We start from the raw sequence: 13,084 nt of genomic DNA, 5'->3' as shown, positions 1-13,084 counted from the left end.
TGTTACATACTTATCGGCAGCGCCATGACGATCGCATCCTCACGCCCGTCGGCCGTGGGATAATAGTTGCGGCGAAGGGTTGCCTCGTTAAAGCCTAAACTTTCATAGAGGGCGATAGCGGCGGCGTTAGACGCGCGCACCTCCAGCCACAGCGTCACGACGCCGCGCTTTTCGACTTCATCAATCACCCGTTCCAGCAGCGCGCGCCCAAGGCCGCGTCGCTGAAAAGCCGGATCGACGGCGATGTTGAACAGGGTCGCCTCGTCCAGCACAATTTGCGTAATCGCGAATGCCGCCATCACCCCATCGACCGCCAGCTGAAGATTCAGGTAGCGTTCGCCCTGATTGCTGGCAAAGGTGTGTTCACTCCACGGAAAAGCGTGGGCGCGTTGTTCTATTTGCCAGGCACGGGGCAAATCAGCCGTGTTGAGGGTAGAAATCGTGTTCATGTGCGCAGATTTGTTGCCAGAGCGCCATTCGGGCAGACGCGCTGGTCTGGAGTTCATCAAAAGCGGGCGTTGAGACCTGGGCGCCCGCCAGCAGTAACGGTGTGTCAGTGCCCAGCAGCCAGCTGTTGCAGCGGCTATCCTGCGGCAACATCGCCACGCGATCCGGCGTCAACTGCAGCACCTGATCCGGCGTCAGCGCCAGCGCGCGTAAAATATCGCTGATTAGCGGTTCAGTTAGCGACGGCGGGTTTTCCGCCACCATCAGCAAACGAATATGCCCGGGAAGCGAGATAGCGATTTCGCCCTGCAACGCCCCGGGGCGACGCAGCGACCACTGGGTAATACCCAGCTGCTGTAATTGCCAGTCTCGTCGGGAAGTCATAGCGAAACACTCCTGTTAATCAAGCGCGCAATATAGCAAATCCGTGGTATCTGCGCCAACAAACTCCATACATTGCGCAGCAACGCCGCACGTCGTCGCGGCCATCAGGCAATATGGCGTCCGACAGCGCCAATAGCGCCAACAAAGAGGCAGCCTCAAGGATAACGTGTATAATCGGCGCCAGTCTTAATGAAGGAGTGTTTCATGTCTGCTTTTACCCCGGCAAGTGAAGTCTTGCTGCGCCACAGTGATGATTTCGAACCCGCACGCGTTCTGTTTGCCGGTGACCTGCAGGATGACCTGCCAGCACGCCTGGACACTGCAGCCAGCCGCGCCCATACCCAGCAGTTTCACCACTGGCAGGTCCTGAACCGCCAGATGGGCGATAACGTCCGTTTCAGCCTGGTGGCTGAAGCCAGCGACGTCGCCGATTGCGATACGCTGATTTACTACTGGCCGAAGAACAAGCCGGAAGCACAGTTTCAGTTGATGAACCTGCTTTCGCTGCTGCCGGTGGGCAGCGATGTTTTCGTCGTCGGCGAAAACCGCAGCGGCGTGCGCAGCGGCGAGCAGATACTCGCCGAATATGTCCCCCTGAGCAAAGTGGACAGCGCGCGCCGCTGCGGGCTGTATCACGGGCGTCTGGAAAAACAGCCGGGCTTCGATCCGCAGCAGTTCTGGGGCGAATACCCGCTGGAAAATCTGACGATTAAGACCCTGCCTGGCGTATTCAGCCGCGATGGGCTGGATATCGGCAGCCAGCTGTTACTCTCCACCCTGACCCCGCACACCAAAGGGAAAGTGCTTGATGTCGGCTGCGGCGCAGGGGTGCTGGCGACCGTGCTGGCCAGCCATTCGCCGAAGGTGCGCTTAACGCTGTGTGACGTCAGCGCGCCAGCGGTCGAAGCCAGCCGCGCGACGCTCGCCGCAAACGGCATTGAAGGCGAAGTCTTCGCCAGCAACGTGTTCTCCGAAGTGAACGGTCGTTTCGACATGATTATCTCCAACCCGCCGTTCCACGATGGCCTGCAGACCAGCCAGGAAGCCGCGCAAACCCTGATACGCGGTGCGGTACGTCACCTGAACAGCGGCGGAGAGCTGCGCATTGTCGCCAACGCCTTCCTGCCATATCCGGATGTGCTGGATGAAATCTTCGGCTTCCATGAAGTGATCGCCCAGACCGGCCGCTTTAAGGTCTACCGGACCGTGATGACCCGTCAGGCGAAAAAATAACGCTTCCCCTCTCCGGCGACGGGCCAGCCACGTCGCCGGTTTTACCCCCGTATTCGGCCATTTTTGCAACAATCAATTCAAGCGATACAATTAACTATTGACGAATAGCTGAAAACCACTAGAATGCGCCTCCGTGGTAACGATACTTTTATCAGTATCGATGGTATGCGAAGGTGGCGGAATTGGTAGACGCGCTAGCTTCAGGTGTTAGTGTCCTTACGGACGTGGGGGTTCAAGTCCCCCCCCTCGCACCATAAACCACGCAGATATCGCTCGCACTGTGCGAAGGTGGCGGAATTGGTAGACGCGCTAGCTTCAGGTGTTAGTGTTCTTACGGACGTGGGGGTTCAAGTCCCCCCCCTCGCACCAACGAGGCGATATCAAAATTAAGAATACTGTGCGAAGGTGGCGGAATTGGTAGACGCGCTAGCTTCAGGTGTTAGTGTCCTTACGGACGTGGGGGTTCAAGTCCCCCCCCTCGCACCAATATTCTTACCCTTCTCTTGCATTATCCCATCAGCTTTAAATTCAACGTCATCAGCATTATCCCACTGATCAACGCGACGCAAGACGGCAGCAACACGAAATGGCGCAATTGTCGGTGCCAGATCATTAATGCCGACATCAGCATTCCGACCGTCACCAGCCCACGCCAGGCCTCCACCGACAGATCGGCAAACCCCAGAACAGCAATCAATACGCCAGGAAGTAGCACACCCCATCCACTGCCTAAAGTTCGCTGCAACATGTTTTCACCTCTCAAAACGATAATGATAACCAATATCATATGATAATGTTTATCATTTGTCATGTTCTGTACGGCAGGATGTGCGGTTCTTTACGTTCGCGCTAATGACATATATTCATGAAGGTGATAAATTAAGCGGACGGCACTAATGCATTAAATTATTTGATCATTTCGTTAAAACCGTAATAAGGTTATTGCTTTTCATCGTCCATTTTTGGCAGCCATCATTTTGAAATTTAATGACTAATAACGACATCCTCAATATGACTGCACAATCCTGGCAAAAGCATTACCAAAAAAAATATCAGTATTCCTTACGGCTTTTTCTACTGCTGAATTTCATTTCGGCGTTTTTATCGCTGGTCAGCCCGCTGTTTAACACCGCCAGTTTTACCCTGCCCTGTACCCTGCTCGTGCTTCTCAGCACGGCCTTAGCGTTATGGCACTGGAAGTTCTCCCGCCACAAAATCAATATTGCGCTTATTTCTCTAATCTTCGGCGTACTGTGGGCCTGGCATATTACCGAAAAGGCTTTCATGCTGGCGCCGCCGCATTTTAACTTTCTGGTTATTGCCTTATTAAGCATATTGTTTATTGGCGCTATCGCCTTTCCCAATAATATCATTGCTTTTACGCTGCACTCGCTGCCCACCTTTATCGCCTGCCTGATCCTGGCGGAAGGCGAACAGTGGCTACGGATGTCCTACTGCCTGGCTCTGCCCCTTGCTGGCATAACGCTGCAGAGCATCGTTCAAAAACGTAGCGACGCATTCACCCAGGGGCTAATGGATAAGCTATTGCAGGAACGTAACACCCTCAACGATCTCAGCATGCTCGACCCCCTTACCGGCCTGTATAACCGTCGCGGGTTACAAAACCGACTGGATACCATTCTGGCGGTGAGCGGTAATGACCATCATGTCCTGCTGCTGGATATCGACCATTTTAAAGCCTACAACGACCACTACGGGCATATGATGGGCGATCAGGCGCTGATTCAGGTCTCGGCAGCGATTCGCAATGCCGTGCGCTCACGCGATATCGTCGCTCGCTTTGGCGGTGAAGAGTTTATGGTGCTGCTGACCAACAGCACGGCGGAAACCGCCTCTCTGGCCGCAGAGCGCATCCGCCAGCAGGTTTACGATTTGAAAATCCCCCATATGTTTAATGAGAGCGTCGCCACCAACGTCACCATCAGCATTGGCATGACGCCGCTGACGGATTCCGACATCGACAGCGCGCTGAAAAGAGCCGATACCGCGCTCTACGAAGCGAAAAATCTCGGACGTAACATTATTCTTGCCAGCTGAACCCCCACCGCTGCACTGGCAGCAAGACGCTAACAAATCCCTTGCCATTGCCCTGACAACTTACTAGTATCACTAATCATTCTCATTAAGATTTGTATCTGGCGATCTGATGGCTTACCGTTCCATTCCATTCAGCAACGACATTATCTGGCAGACTCCGCTGCCGCCGGCTGAATATGCGTTGGCGAATGCCATCCGGGAAAAGATCTCCGCGCTACGCCCGCATCTGCTGGATTTTCTCCGTCTGGATGAAGAAGCCCCCCATTGCGCACTCACGCTGGCGGAGTGGTCTGAGCCCACGGCGCTCAGCTCGCTGCTGGCGACCTATTCCGATCATATCTATCGCAACCAGCCTACGGCCCTACGTGAACAGAAGCCGCTGATTTCACTGTGGGCGCAATGGTACATCGGTCTGCTGGTGCCGCCGCTGATGCTGGCGCTGCTTAGTGAAGAGAATGCCATTAGCCTGGCGCCGGAACATTTCCACGTAGAATTTCACGAGACGGGCCGCGCGGCCTGTTTCTGGATTGATGTCCATGCGGATCCCGCCGCCCGCCGGCACTCGCCGCAAGCGCGTATGGAAACCCTGGTGACCCGCGCGCTGCAGCCGGTTGTTACGGCGCTGGAAGCGACCGGCAATATCAATGGCAAGCTTATCTGGAGCAATACCGGCTATCTGATTAACTGGTATCTGGGTGAGATGAAAGCGCTGCTGGGCGATGAACAGGTTGCCGCCCTGCGTCAGCACTGTTTCTTTGCAAAGCAGTTCGCTGATGGCGAGGACAATCCGCTGTGGCGGACGGTCATTTTACGTGAAGGGCTGCTGGTGCGGCGTACCTGCTGCCAGCGTAACCGCCTGCCCGACGTTCAGCAGTGCGGGGACTGCACGCTGAAATAATCTCCGGCTACGGGCGGCGATCGGGCCGCCCGTCGGTTTTCTTATGCCGTCTGCTGGTTTTCTTCTTCCACGCGCTGGGCCTCTTCAGCCTCCTGCGCCAGCAGCTGTTTCTCATACACCTTAAAGAACGGGAAGTAGATAATCGCTGAGACGCAGGCGAGGATAATCACCAGTATCGCCGCGCGGAAATCCCACCCCAGAGCCCAGGCGGCGCCAATCGGCGCCGGCGCCGTCCACGGCACGACGGAAATAACCCGCCCAATCAGATCCAGCTTCATCGCCGCCCAGGCCAGGACGGCGTTAACCATCGGCGCCAGCAGGAACGGAATAAAGAATACCGGGTTCATGACGATCGGCGTCCCGAAGATCACCGGTTCGTTAATATTAAACATACTCGGCACCACGCTCAGGCGACCGATAGAACGCAGGTGCGCCGAACGGCTACGCAGGTAGCAGATGACCAGCCCCATGGTGGCGCCGGACCCCCCGATCACAATAAAGAATGTCCAGAACGCCTCCATAAAGATATGCGGGAGGGGGGCACTCTGCGCCAGCGCCTGCTGGTTCATCCCGAGGTTAGTCAGCCAGAACATCTGCAGCATGCCGGAAACAATGGCCGCGCCGTGAATCCCGGCAAACCACAGCAGGTGGCCGATCAATACCGCCAGCAAAATCGCCGGTAAGGAGTCAGCAGCAGAGACCAGCGGTTTAAAGATCGCCATGATGGCCTGCGGAATAAGCATGTCAAAATGGTGCTGAATAAACAGGCTCAGCGGATACAGGGTCAGGACGACCACCAGTACCGGAATCAGCAGGTCGAAGGAGTTTTTGATCATCGGCGGCACCTGATCCGGCAGGCGAATGCCGATATTATGTGCCTTCAGGAAACGCATCATTTCAACGCAATACACCGCCACGAGGATCGCGGTAAAGATCCCCGTCCCCCCCAGGCTATCGACCGGCAAATTGCCGTTCGTTTTCGGTGCCGCCACCAGCAGAAAGGCCATGATTGACAGCATGCTGCACATAAATGGATCGAGCTGGTTGGGCTTCTCGTAATGTTTGCCGAGGTTATAAGCGATCGCGGCGCAGATATAAATCGACATGATGCCCATTGTCATATCGAACGGCGTCAAAATTCGCCCTTCAAACTCTTTAGCCAAATCCAGCCAGGCGCGAGCAAATCCCCAGGTGGTATCCGGCGAAAACGGCGGGTAAGCAAAGACCAGCAGGAATGAACCGACGATCATAAACGGCATTGCCGAAATAAAGCCGTCACGAATAGCCATCACGTGGCGCTGCGACGAGATACGCCCGGCAACAGGGCTAATATAATTTTCTACAAAGCGAAATATCAGATTAAACGCAGCATGGTTAGCAGACATAGCAGCCCTCCTGACAGGCTTTAGACACAGGCCCAACAACGATTATCCTGCCGTTGTGATGAAATAAGTTCTGTGAGCGGATAAACACGCTGGCTATCCTGTTCGCTATACTGCTCAAGTCAGTACGATTCATACACGGCTCTTTTGTTATGAGTGGTACAGGGAAGTTACCCATTCAGTATTCCTCTGAGCGCGCATAACAGCAACCGGTTACAGTAACCGGTTGCGGTGATTGTGAAGAAGATCCACAAATTAGAAAAATTCCGGATTATCCGCCGCCAATATTTACACTCCGCCAGGCTTATGACAGATTTAAATGGACACTAATCAGGAGATCCCAATGAGTCTGCAGTCCGTGCGGCAGTTTTTTGCCGAGCATGCCCCCGATATCGAAATCATCGAACTCAATCAAAGTACGGCTACCGTTGCGCTCGCTGCCGCGGCACATCGGGTTGAGCCTGGGCAAATCGCCAAGACCCTGTCTTTAAAAGTGAAGGATCAGGTCATCCTGGTGGTCGCCAGCGGTGATGCGCGGCTGGATAATAAAAAACTAAAGGAAGCGTTTGGCGCGAAAGCGCGCATGCTCAGCAGCGATGAGGTGGTGATGTTAACCGGGCACCCGGTTGGCGGCGTCTGCCCTTTCGGCCTGGAGAACCCGCTGGTCGTCTATTGTGATATTTCGCTGAAGCAGTACCCGGAAGTTTTACCTGCGGCGGGAGCGATCCATAGCGCGGTACGCATTTCTCCTGACCGAATGGTGCAGCTGACCGATGCGACCTGGATTGACGTTTGCCAGTAGCCTACCGCAGGCAAGATCAGGCGAAGTCCACCTCTGCCGTTTTTTCTCCGTTCAACGACAGATGCATCAGAAGATCGGCCGCGCTCAGCAGGCCGATATCAGAACGGACGCCCAGCTTGATCATGGCGTTACATTTATGGGCTCGGATGGTTTTGATATTCCGATCGAGCTGAATCGCTATCTCGGACAATGAATAACCGTAGGTCATATAGCGAAGAATGCTATGTTCAGTGGGACTCAGTATGTAGCCGCACGGCTGCGGGTGCTGACAAATATACGGCTCGTCAGGCGGCGGCGCAAGAAGCGATAATAACTGTTCCTGCAACAGTTCCCGGCGGACCGATTTATTTAAAACGCCGTGCAGGCAAGAGGGAGTCAGTTGGTGAATTAAGCGAACTTCCCCTCGATCGTTAGCTAAAATAATTCGCCGCACGTCAGGATGAGAACAGGCTATCTCATGAAGAAAAAGCAAGCTTTCCAGCCGCGGCTGACGGTGACCGGAAAGGGAAAAAATAACCGCAGAAATATTCTTAACGTTGAATACTTGCTTTAATGACTGAGCATCTTTAAAAAACTGAATACGATAACTGGCGCCGACTTCAGCGTTTAACAGATAGCGAAGCGCGACTTCCGTCATCACACATTGTTCTACAACAGCAATATATCGTGTGGCGCTCTCTTTTCCCATTCCCGCTGTTCTCCGTAGGCTGAGTATATACTCAACTCTTTCATTCCCTGCGCACTATTCATCCACGCGTACATTTCTGCATTACTGCGCAGAGATAAACGGCGTAACGCGCTATTCTTCTGCGCGCTGACCGTCTTATTACTTTTTTTCAGTAACGAGGCGATCTGATTAATTCCCCAACCTTTCGCCAGAAGTCGTAAAACTTTACGTTCCGAGAGGGTCAAAACGCTCGCCGTCTCCTGAACGCGGCCACCGCTCTCTGCCTGCGGGACGAATACGGCCTGGCTAACGCTTGCGCCAGGGGCTTCACCTGCGCGGATCGCGGCGCCGACGCACGCCACCGGTTCACTCTCGGAAATGAGGGTACTTTCAGGGCAGGCTAAAAATTCCCTGGCCTGGGTGTCACATGAACGTCCAATCAGATAAACCCAATGAATATCCCGGTAGCGGGCCATTAAGGAGCAGTAGTGCTCACAAACTTCCCGCAGCTGCATGATTTCACCGGATAAATCGGCCACAACCACCCTGGTCCGCCGCAGCTGAAGTAGCGTAAGATCTTCCTGAGAGCGGCAATAAATGAAGTCATAATCAGGAAGATATTCTCCGGTAATGGCTTTTAAGCCGGACTGCATGACCGGTATTTTGCTGATAATAATGCCGTGCTTATCCTGTGCTGGTAACATAAATCCTCCGCTTCCCGTAGAAGATTCACGGCTGGCATAAACAGATGGGGGATCTGGCAACCACCCTGTTATTTTGCCAGATGAATCTTTCTCGTCCCTGGCGAACGTGTCGGCCCGACGTTCTGAACCAACTTTATATGGTGAGTAACCTATTAATTGCTGATGTTAGCAATTAATAACGTTAACACAGATAATAAACGGCACTAAATTAGAAAAAATTAAAACAAACATTAGAAATAATAAATTAAAACCTGGGCTGGCGGCCTTTATTTAATATCATCTCTGAATGCTTTGGGCGACATACCGCTATAGCGGCGGAAAAAGCGAGAAAAATAGGTTACATCGGAAAAACCCAAATAATCAGAAAGTTGCGTCACGGTCATCGTGGTATATTGCAGATTACGCCGTGCCTCAAGCATCAACCTTTGATGTAAAACCCCCAAAGCGCTGCAGCCATAAAATTCACGGCATAAATAATTAAGATGCGTCGCCGAAAGCCCTACCTGGCGGGCATACTCCGCCAGCGGCAGATGTTCTCGATAATGACTTTCAATAAGACGGGAGAAATGACGCATGACGCTGCGCTTACGTTCGGCTTTCCCCTCCGCGGCCGGCGTCGACGGCAGACACTGGCGATTCAGCCACACCAGTAGCGTGCCTGACAGCGAATGCAGCATCATTTCGCGCGCGTCCCGATCTTCACAATACTCTTCACACAATGCCGTAAAGAGGACGCGAATATGCCCGCGGGAGCGTTTAACCGCCACGCACTGCGCCTGGCTGAGGACATCAAGCTGGCGGCCAAACTGGTTTTCAAAGCGGCTGAGCAGCGGCAACGCCAGCGACAAAACATAACCCTCGGTACCCGGGGAAAAGCGAAAGCCATGGATACACAACGCCGGTACCACCTGAATGCATGATTCCGTCATCACGCGCGTGGTCCCTTCAATTTCGATTTCCGCCCTGCCTTTATGCAAATAGAGTAACTGGACCAGCTCCGCATGCTGATGCCGACGGATATGCCATTCATACAGGCTGCTGCGCTGCAGGATTGACTCGCAGTGCAGCAGGTCGGGCGTCGGCCAGTCGCGCTCTTCACCATACAATTTAAACACCGGAACGCGATTTACCGCCTGCATGACGACTCCTGCTATATTCAACGCTATACCACACGCGCCATCGGTAGACCGACATAGTTTTCCGCAATGGTAGTCAGTCCGGCGCGTGAACCAAGATAATAGCGGCGATCGGCCGCCTGCATTTTTTTATCGAATTCGCTTTGCTGCGGGAAATCATGCAGCAGGCGGGTCATGAACCAGCTGAAGCGCTCGCCTTTCCACACCCGGTCCAGCGCGAAACGCGAGTAGCTCGCCAGCAGATCGGCGCGGCCGCGGTGATAATACTCGCGCAGGATCCGCCACAAATAGTTCACATCGGAGGCCGCCAGGTTCAACCCTTTTGCCCCGGTCGGCGGCACGATATGCGCCGCATCCCCCACCAGGAACAACCGCCCGTACTGCATCGGTTCCACCACGTAGCTGCGCAGCGGCGCGATGCTTTTCTCAAGTGAGTGACCAGTCACTAACTTTGTCGACAGCTCATCCGGCAGGCGGCGCTTCAACTCTTGCCAGAAGCGTTCATCGGACCACGCGGCAACGTCGTCGCTTAGCGGTACCTGTAAATAGTACCGGCTGCGGGTGAGTGAGCGCTGACTACAAAGGACGAATCCGCGTTCATGGTGCGCATAGATAAGCTCAGGATTCACCGGCGGGGTATCCGCCAGCAGCCCCAGCCAGCCAAACGGCCAGACGCTTTCATACTCTTTAATCACGTCGCGCGGGATGCTTTGTCGCGAGACGCCGTGAAACCCATCGCAGCCGGCGATGAAATCGCACTCCAGGCGACAGGTTTCCCCGCCGCTGACGAAGGTGACTGACGGCCGGTCGCTCTTCGCATCCTGAATCACCACATCGCTGACGCTATACACAATCGGCGCTCCGCATTCTGCGCGCGCCGCCATTAAATCCCGGGTCACCTCGGTCTGGCCGTACACCGTCACGCTTTTGCCTCCGGTGAGCTCCGTCAGAGCAACCGGCACCCGCTGTCCCTCAAACAAAAACTCGACCCCATGGTGCACCAGGCCCTCCGCATCCATGCGTTCCGCGACCCCCGCTTCGCGCAATAGCGCAACGGTGCCGCTTTCCAGAATGCCCGCGCGGATACGGCCAAGCACATACTCTGGCGTTTGCCGCTCGAGGATCACGCTACGAATGCCGGCACGATGCAGCAGTTGGCCCAACAGCAGCCCGGAAGGGCCGGCACCGATAATAGCGACCTGTGTTTTCATAGGGTTGTCTCACTCCCGCACGGTTAATTATTTGTTTATTTTTTGTTTATTAAAAGTTCATTACTGCATTTTTGATAAGTCGGATGCGAAAAAGAAGGCCATAACTGGTGCAAAAATTGCACTTTCCAACAGTTTTGCCAAAGTGTGGCCGGGGTCAAATTCCATTCCGTTCGCCGGTGGCGACTTTTTACCCATTGTTTGATCCCCCTCCGCAGTGGCGGCGGGCGTTCAGGTTAAAGTAGCGGCAGACACTACGGCATCGGACGTGACGGACAGCAGGTATCTATGCAAGCAGATCGGGCAGTGCAGCGCACAATTACGCGATTGTGTATCCAGTGTGGTCTTTTCTTATTACAGCACGGTGCGGAGAGCGCGCTGGTGGAGGAGCTATCGACGCGTCTCGGGCGAGCGCTGGGCATGGACAGCGTCGAGAGCGCCATTTCTTCGAATGCGATTGTGCTCACGACCATCAAAGACGGCGAATGCCTGACCTCCACGCGCAAAAATGTCGATCGCGGCATCAATATGCATGTGGTCACCGAAGTGCAGCATATTGTGATTATGGCCGAGCATAAGCTGCTGGATTATAAAGATGTCGAAAAGCGCTTTACGCAGATTAAGCCCCTGCGCTATCCGCGCTGGCTGGTGGTGCTGATGGTTGGGCTCTCCTGCGCCTGCTTTTGCAAGCTAAACAACGGCGGCTGGGACGGCGCGCTGGTGACCTTCTGCGCCAGCACCATCGCGATGTATATTCGCCAGCTTTTGACCCATCGTTCGATGCATCCGCAGATCAACTTCTGTATTACCGCCTTTGTCGCCACCACCATCTCCGGGTTGATGCTTCGTCTGCCCGCGTTTACCAGCACGCCAACGGTGGCGATGGCCGCCAGCGTCCTGCTGCTGGTTCCCGGATTCCCGCTCATTAACGCCGTCGCGGATATGTTTAAGGGGCATATTAATACCGGTCTGGCGCGCTGGGCGCTGGCCAGCCTGCTAACGCTGGCCACCTGTATAGGAGTGGTCATGGCGATGACCGTATGGGGGCTACGCGGATGGGCATAATTTCCTATTTTTTTGCTCTGCTCCAGGATATGGCGCTGGCGGCGATTCCGGCAGCCGGGTTCGCCATGGTATTTAACGTCCCGCAGCGCGCGCTGCGCTGGTGCGCTCTGCTGGGGGCTATCGGCCATGGTTCGCGGATGGTGATGATGACGGCGGGGTTTAATATTGAGTGGGCCACCTTCCTCGCCGCGCTGCTGGTCGGCAGTATCGGTATTCAGTGGTCCCGCTGGTATCTGGCGCACCCGAAGATTTTTACCGTGGCGGCGGTGATTCCGATGTTCCCCGGTATCTCCGCCTATACGGCGATGATCTCGGCGGTAAAGATCAGCCATTTCGGCTATTCGGAAGAGATGATGATCATGCTGCTGAGTAATTTCCTGAAGGCCTCCTCCATCGTCGGCGCGCTGTCTATTGGTCTGTCCATTCCGGGACTCTGGCTGTATCGTAAGCGCCCGCGGGTATAGTCAACCGCGCCCGGTCGCTCCTTCCTGGCCGGGCGCTGTGCTACTATGTGTGCTATTCCCCCTCTCTATTGTTGTTCAGAGTTGAGATAGTGTTATGTCTTCGCGAATATTAACCACCGATTTCAGCGGCCTGGAAGATTTCATCCAGGATCATGCAGCCGTTCTGGCAAAATCGGCCAGCGGCACCGTGGCCGTTTTTGCCAACAATGCTCCTGCGTTCTATGCGCTCACGCCGCAGCGTCTGGCGCAGCTGCTGGAGCTGGAGGCAAAACTGGCCCGCCCCAACAGCGATATTGCGCTCGATACGCAGTTTTTTGACGAACCCGCTGCCGCGCCAGTCGCGATTCCACTGGGGAAATTCGCCATGTACGCCGACTGGCAGCCGGATGCTGATTTTCAACGCCTGGCCGCGCTGTGGGGTATCGCCCTCAGCCAGCCGGTGACACCGGAAGAGCTGGCGGCGTTTGTCGCCTACTGGCAGGCGGAAGGCAAGGTCTTTCATCATGTGCAGTGGCAACAGAAGCTGGCGCGCAGCGTACAAATCGGCCGGGCCGGCAACGGCGGGCAGCCGCGGCGCGATGTGAATACGGTCAGCGAACCGGATAGCCATATTCCACGAGGTTTCAGAGGATGAGC

The 13,084-nt window shown here is 54.9% G+C and carries 15 protein-coding genes and 3 tRNA genes; 10 read left to right on the top strand and 8 right to left on the bottom strand.

What is annotated here, in order from left to right:
* Positions 1–2: 2 nt before the first annotated feature.
* Both rimI and ACI2JR_RS10525 read right to left on the bottom strand, forming a co-directional pair.
* Complete coding sequence (gene rimI / locus ACI2JR_RS10530; protein WP_462478499.1) at positions 3–449, bottom strand: ribosomal protein S18-alanine N-acetyltransferase; 447 nt, start codon at positions 447–449, stop codon at positions 3–5.
* A complete protein-coding gene (locus tag ACI2JR_RS10525) occupies positions 418–831 on the bottom strand; it encodes a DNA polymerase III subunit psi (protein WP_132730003.1) in 414 nt (137 codons plus the stop codon). Before ACI2JR_RS10525 ends, rimI begins: the two co-directional genes overlap by 32 nt.
* A gap of 204 nt (positions 832–1,035) precedes the next feature.
* On the opposite strand from ACI2JR_RS10525, the gene rsmC reads away from it, so the two are divergent.
* From rsmC to ACI2JR_RS10505, 4 genes are all read left to right on the top strand, one after another.
* Positions 1,036–2,064 carry a 16S rRNA (guanine(1207)-N(2))-methyltransferase RsmC gene (rsmC, locus tag ACI2JR_RS10520; protein WP_462478498.1) on the top strand — a complete coding sequence of 343 codons (1,029 nt, stop codon included), beginning with the start codon at positions 1,036–1,038 and terminating at the stop codon, positions 2,062–2,064.
* A gap of 167 nt (positions 2,065–2,231) precedes the next feature.
* A tRNA-Leu gene (locus tag ACI2JR_RS10515) sits at positions 2,232–2,318 on the top strand.
* A gap of 28 nt (positions 2,319–2,346) precedes the next feature.
* Positions 2,347–2,433 (top strand) — tRNA-Leu (locus ACI2JR_RS10510).
* Positions 2,434–2,463: 30 nt separating this feature from the next.
* Positions 2,464–2,550 (top strand) — tRNA-Leu (locus tag ACI2JR_RS10505).
* A gap of 22 nt (positions 2,551–2,572) precedes the next feature.
* On the opposite strand, the gene ACI2JR_RS10500 is transcribed toward ACI2JR_RS10505, so the two are convergent.
* Complete coding sequence (locus ACI2JR_RS10500; protein ID WP_132730005.1) at positions 2,573–2,812, bottom strand: DUF1435 domain-containing protein; 240 nt, start codon at positions 2,810–2,812, stop codon at positions 2,573–2,575.
* 263 nt (positions 2,813–3,075) lie between these two features.
* Between ACI2JR_RS10500 and ACI2JR_RS10495 the strand changes: the two genes are divergently transcribed.
* A complete protein-coding gene (locus tag ACI2JR_RS10495) occupies positions 3,076–4,122 on the top strand; it encodes a GGDEF domain-containing protein (RefSeq protein ID WP_132730091.1) in 1,047 nt (348 codons plus the stop codon).
* Between the two features lie 109 nt (positions 4,123–4,231).
* The gene (fhuF, locus tag ACI2JR_RS10490; protein WP_462478497.1) at positions 4,232–5,020 is read left to right on the top strand and encodes a siderophore-iron reductase FhuF; all 789 of its coding nucleotides are present in this window, start codon (positions 4,232–4,234) and stop codon (positions 5,018–5,020) included.
* Positions 5,021–5,061: 41 nt separating this feature from the next.
* Here fhuF and ACI2JR_RS10485 read toward each other — a convergent pair whose 3' ends face one another.
* Positions 5,062–6,405, bottom strand: coding sequence for a PTS sugar transporter subunit IIC (locus ACI2JR_RS10485; RefSeq protein WP_132730007.1), 1,344 nt, complete (start codon positions 6,403–6,405; stop codon positions 5,062–5,064).
* A 340-nt stretch (positions 6,406–6,745) separates the two neighbouring features.
* Here ACI2JR_RS10485 and ACI2JR_RS10480 point away from each other — a divergent pair, with 340 nt between their 5' ends.
* Positions 6,746–7,204, top strand: coding sequence for a YbaK/EbsC family protein (locus ACI2JR_RS10480; protein WP_132730008.1), 459 nt, complete (start codon positions 6,746–6,748; stop codon positions 7,202–7,204).
* A 16-nt stretch (positions 7,205–7,220) separates the two neighbouring features.
* On the opposite strand, the gene bglJ is transcribed toward ACI2JR_RS10480, so the two are convergent.
* The 4 genes from bglJ to pobA form a co-directional block, all read right to left on the bottom strand.
* On the bottom strand, positions 7,221–7,892 hold the full coding sequence (gene bglJ / locus ACI2JR_RS10475) for a DNA-binding transcriptional activator BglJ (protein WP_462478496.1): 672 nt from the start codon (positions 7,890–7,892) through the stop codon (positions 7,221–7,223).
* Positions 7,853–8,575: a LuxR C-terminal-related transcriptional regulator gene (locus ACI2JR_RS10470; RefSeq protein ID WP_462478519.1), complete on the bottom strand. Its 723-nt coding sequence runs from the start codon at positions 8,573–8,575 to the stop codon at positions 7,853–7,855. Before ACI2JR_RS10470 ends, bglJ begins: the two co-directional genes overlap by 40 nt.
* A gap of 266 nt (positions 8,576–8,841) precedes the next feature.
* On the bottom strand, positions 8,842–9,714 hold the full coding sequence (locus ACI2JR_RS10465; RefSeq protein WP_462478495.1) for a helix-turn-helix domain-containing protein: 873 nt from the start codon (positions 9,712–9,714) through the stop codon (positions 8,842–8,844).
* Positions 9,715–9,737: 23 nt separating this feature from the next.
* A complete protein-coding gene (gene pobA / locus ACI2JR_RS10460; protein ID WP_462478494.1) occupies positions 9,738–10,922 on the bottom strand; it encodes a 4-hydroxybenzoate 3-monooxygenase in 1,185 nt (394 codons plus the stop codon).
* A 285-nt stretch (positions 10,923–11,207) separates the two neighbouring features.
* On the opposite strand from pobA, the gene ACI2JR_RS10455 reads away from it, so the two are divergent.
* From ACI2JR_RS10455 to dnaT, 3 genes are all read left to right on the top strand, one after another.
* Positions 11,208–11,984, top strand: coding sequence for a threonine/serine exporter family protein (locus ACI2JR_RS10455; protein ID WP_132730012.1), 777 nt, complete (start codon positions 11,208–11,210; stop codon positions 11,982–11,984).
* Positions 11,975–12,448 carry a threonine/serine exporter gene (locus ACI2JR_RS10450; protein ID WP_132730013.1) on the top strand — a complete coding sequence of 158 codons (474 nt, stop codon included), beginning with the start codon at positions 11,975–11,977 and terminating at the stop codon, positions 12,446–12,448. Before ACI2JR_RS10455 ends, ACI2JR_RS10450 begins: the two co-directional genes overlap by 10 nt.
* A 94-nt stretch (positions 12,449–12,542) precedes the next feature.
* Positions 12,543–13,082 (top strand): primosomal protein DnaT, encoded by a 540-nt coding sequence (gene dnaT, locus ACI2JR_RS10445; protein WP_132730014.1) that lies wholly within the window; start codon positions 12,543–12,545, stop codon positions 13,080–13,082.
* The last annotated feature ends 2 nt before the right edge of the window (positions 13,083–13,084 follow it).

Origin of the sequence: Klebsiella sp. NPDC088457 (assembly GCF_044900465.1) — a bacterium.
Lineage (GTDB): Bacteria > Pseudomonadota > Gammaproteobacteria > Enterobacterales > Enterobacteriaceae > Klebsiella.
Note: the sequence above shows the minus strand (reverse complement) of the source record. Positions and strands in the feature narration are given on the sequence as shown.

Bases quoted from the DNA above. Each gene is read 5' to 3' on its own strand.
- ACI2JR_RS10465 (WP_462478495.1), bottom strand. From the start codon at position 9,714: ATGCAGGCGGTAAATCGCGTTCCGGTGTTTAAATTGTATGGTGAAGAG.
- rsmC (WP_462478498.1), top strand. From the start codon at position 1,036: ATGTCTGCTTTTACCCCGGCAAGTGAAGTCTTGCTGCGCCACAGTGAT.
- ACI2JR_RS10470 (WP_462478519.1), bottom strand. From the start codon at position 8,575: ATGTTACCAGCACAGGATAAGCACGGCATTATTATCAGCAAAATACCG.
- ACI2JR_RS10495 (WP_132730091.1), top strand. From the start codon at position 3,076: ATGACTGCACAATCCTGGCAAAAGCATTACCAAAAAAAATATCAGTAT.
- fhuF (WP_462478497.1), top strand. From the start codon at position 4,232: ATGGCTTACCGTTCCATTCCATTCAGCAACGACATTATCTGGCAGACT.
- ACI2JR_RS10480 (WP_132730008.1), top strand. From the start codon at position 6,746: ATGAGTCTGCAGTCCGTGCGGCAGTTTTTTGCCGAGCATGCCCCCGAT.
- ACI2JR_RS10500 (WP_132730005.1), bottom strand. From the start codon at position 2,812: ATGTTGCAGCGAACTTTAGGCAGTGGATGGGGTGTGCTACTTCCTGGC.
- dnaT (WP_132730014.1), top strand. From the start codon at position 12,543: ATGTCTTCGCGAATATTAACCACCGATTTCAGCGGCCTGGAAGATTTC.
- ACI2JR_RS10450 (WP_132730013.1), top strand. From the start codon at position 11,975: ATGGGCATAATTTCCTATTTTTTTGCTCTGCTCCAGGATATGGCGCTG.
- rimI (WP_462478499.1), bottom strand. From the start codon at position 449: ATGAACACGATTTCTACCCTCAACACGGCTGATTTGCCCCGTGCCTGG.
- bglJ (WP_462478496.1), bottom strand. From the start codon at position 7,892: ATGGGAAAAGAGAGCGCCACACGATATATTGCTGTTGTAGAACAATGT.
- pobA (WP_462478494.1), bottom strand. From the start codon at position 10,922: ATGAAAACACAGGTCGCTATTATCGGTGCCGGCCCTTCCGGGCTGCTG.
- ACI2JR_RS10455 (WP_132730012.1), top strand. From the start codon at position 11,208: ATGCAAGCAGATCGGGCAGTGCAGCGCACAATTACGCGATTGTGTATC.
- ACI2JR_RS10525 (WP_132730003.1), bottom strand. From the start codon at position 831: ATGACTTCCCGACGAGACTGGCAATTACAGCAGCTGGGTATTACCCAG.
- ACI2JR_RS10485 (WP_132730007.1), bottom strand. From the start codon at position 6,405: ATGTCTGCTAACCATGCTGCGTTTAATCTGATATTTCGCTTTGTAGAA.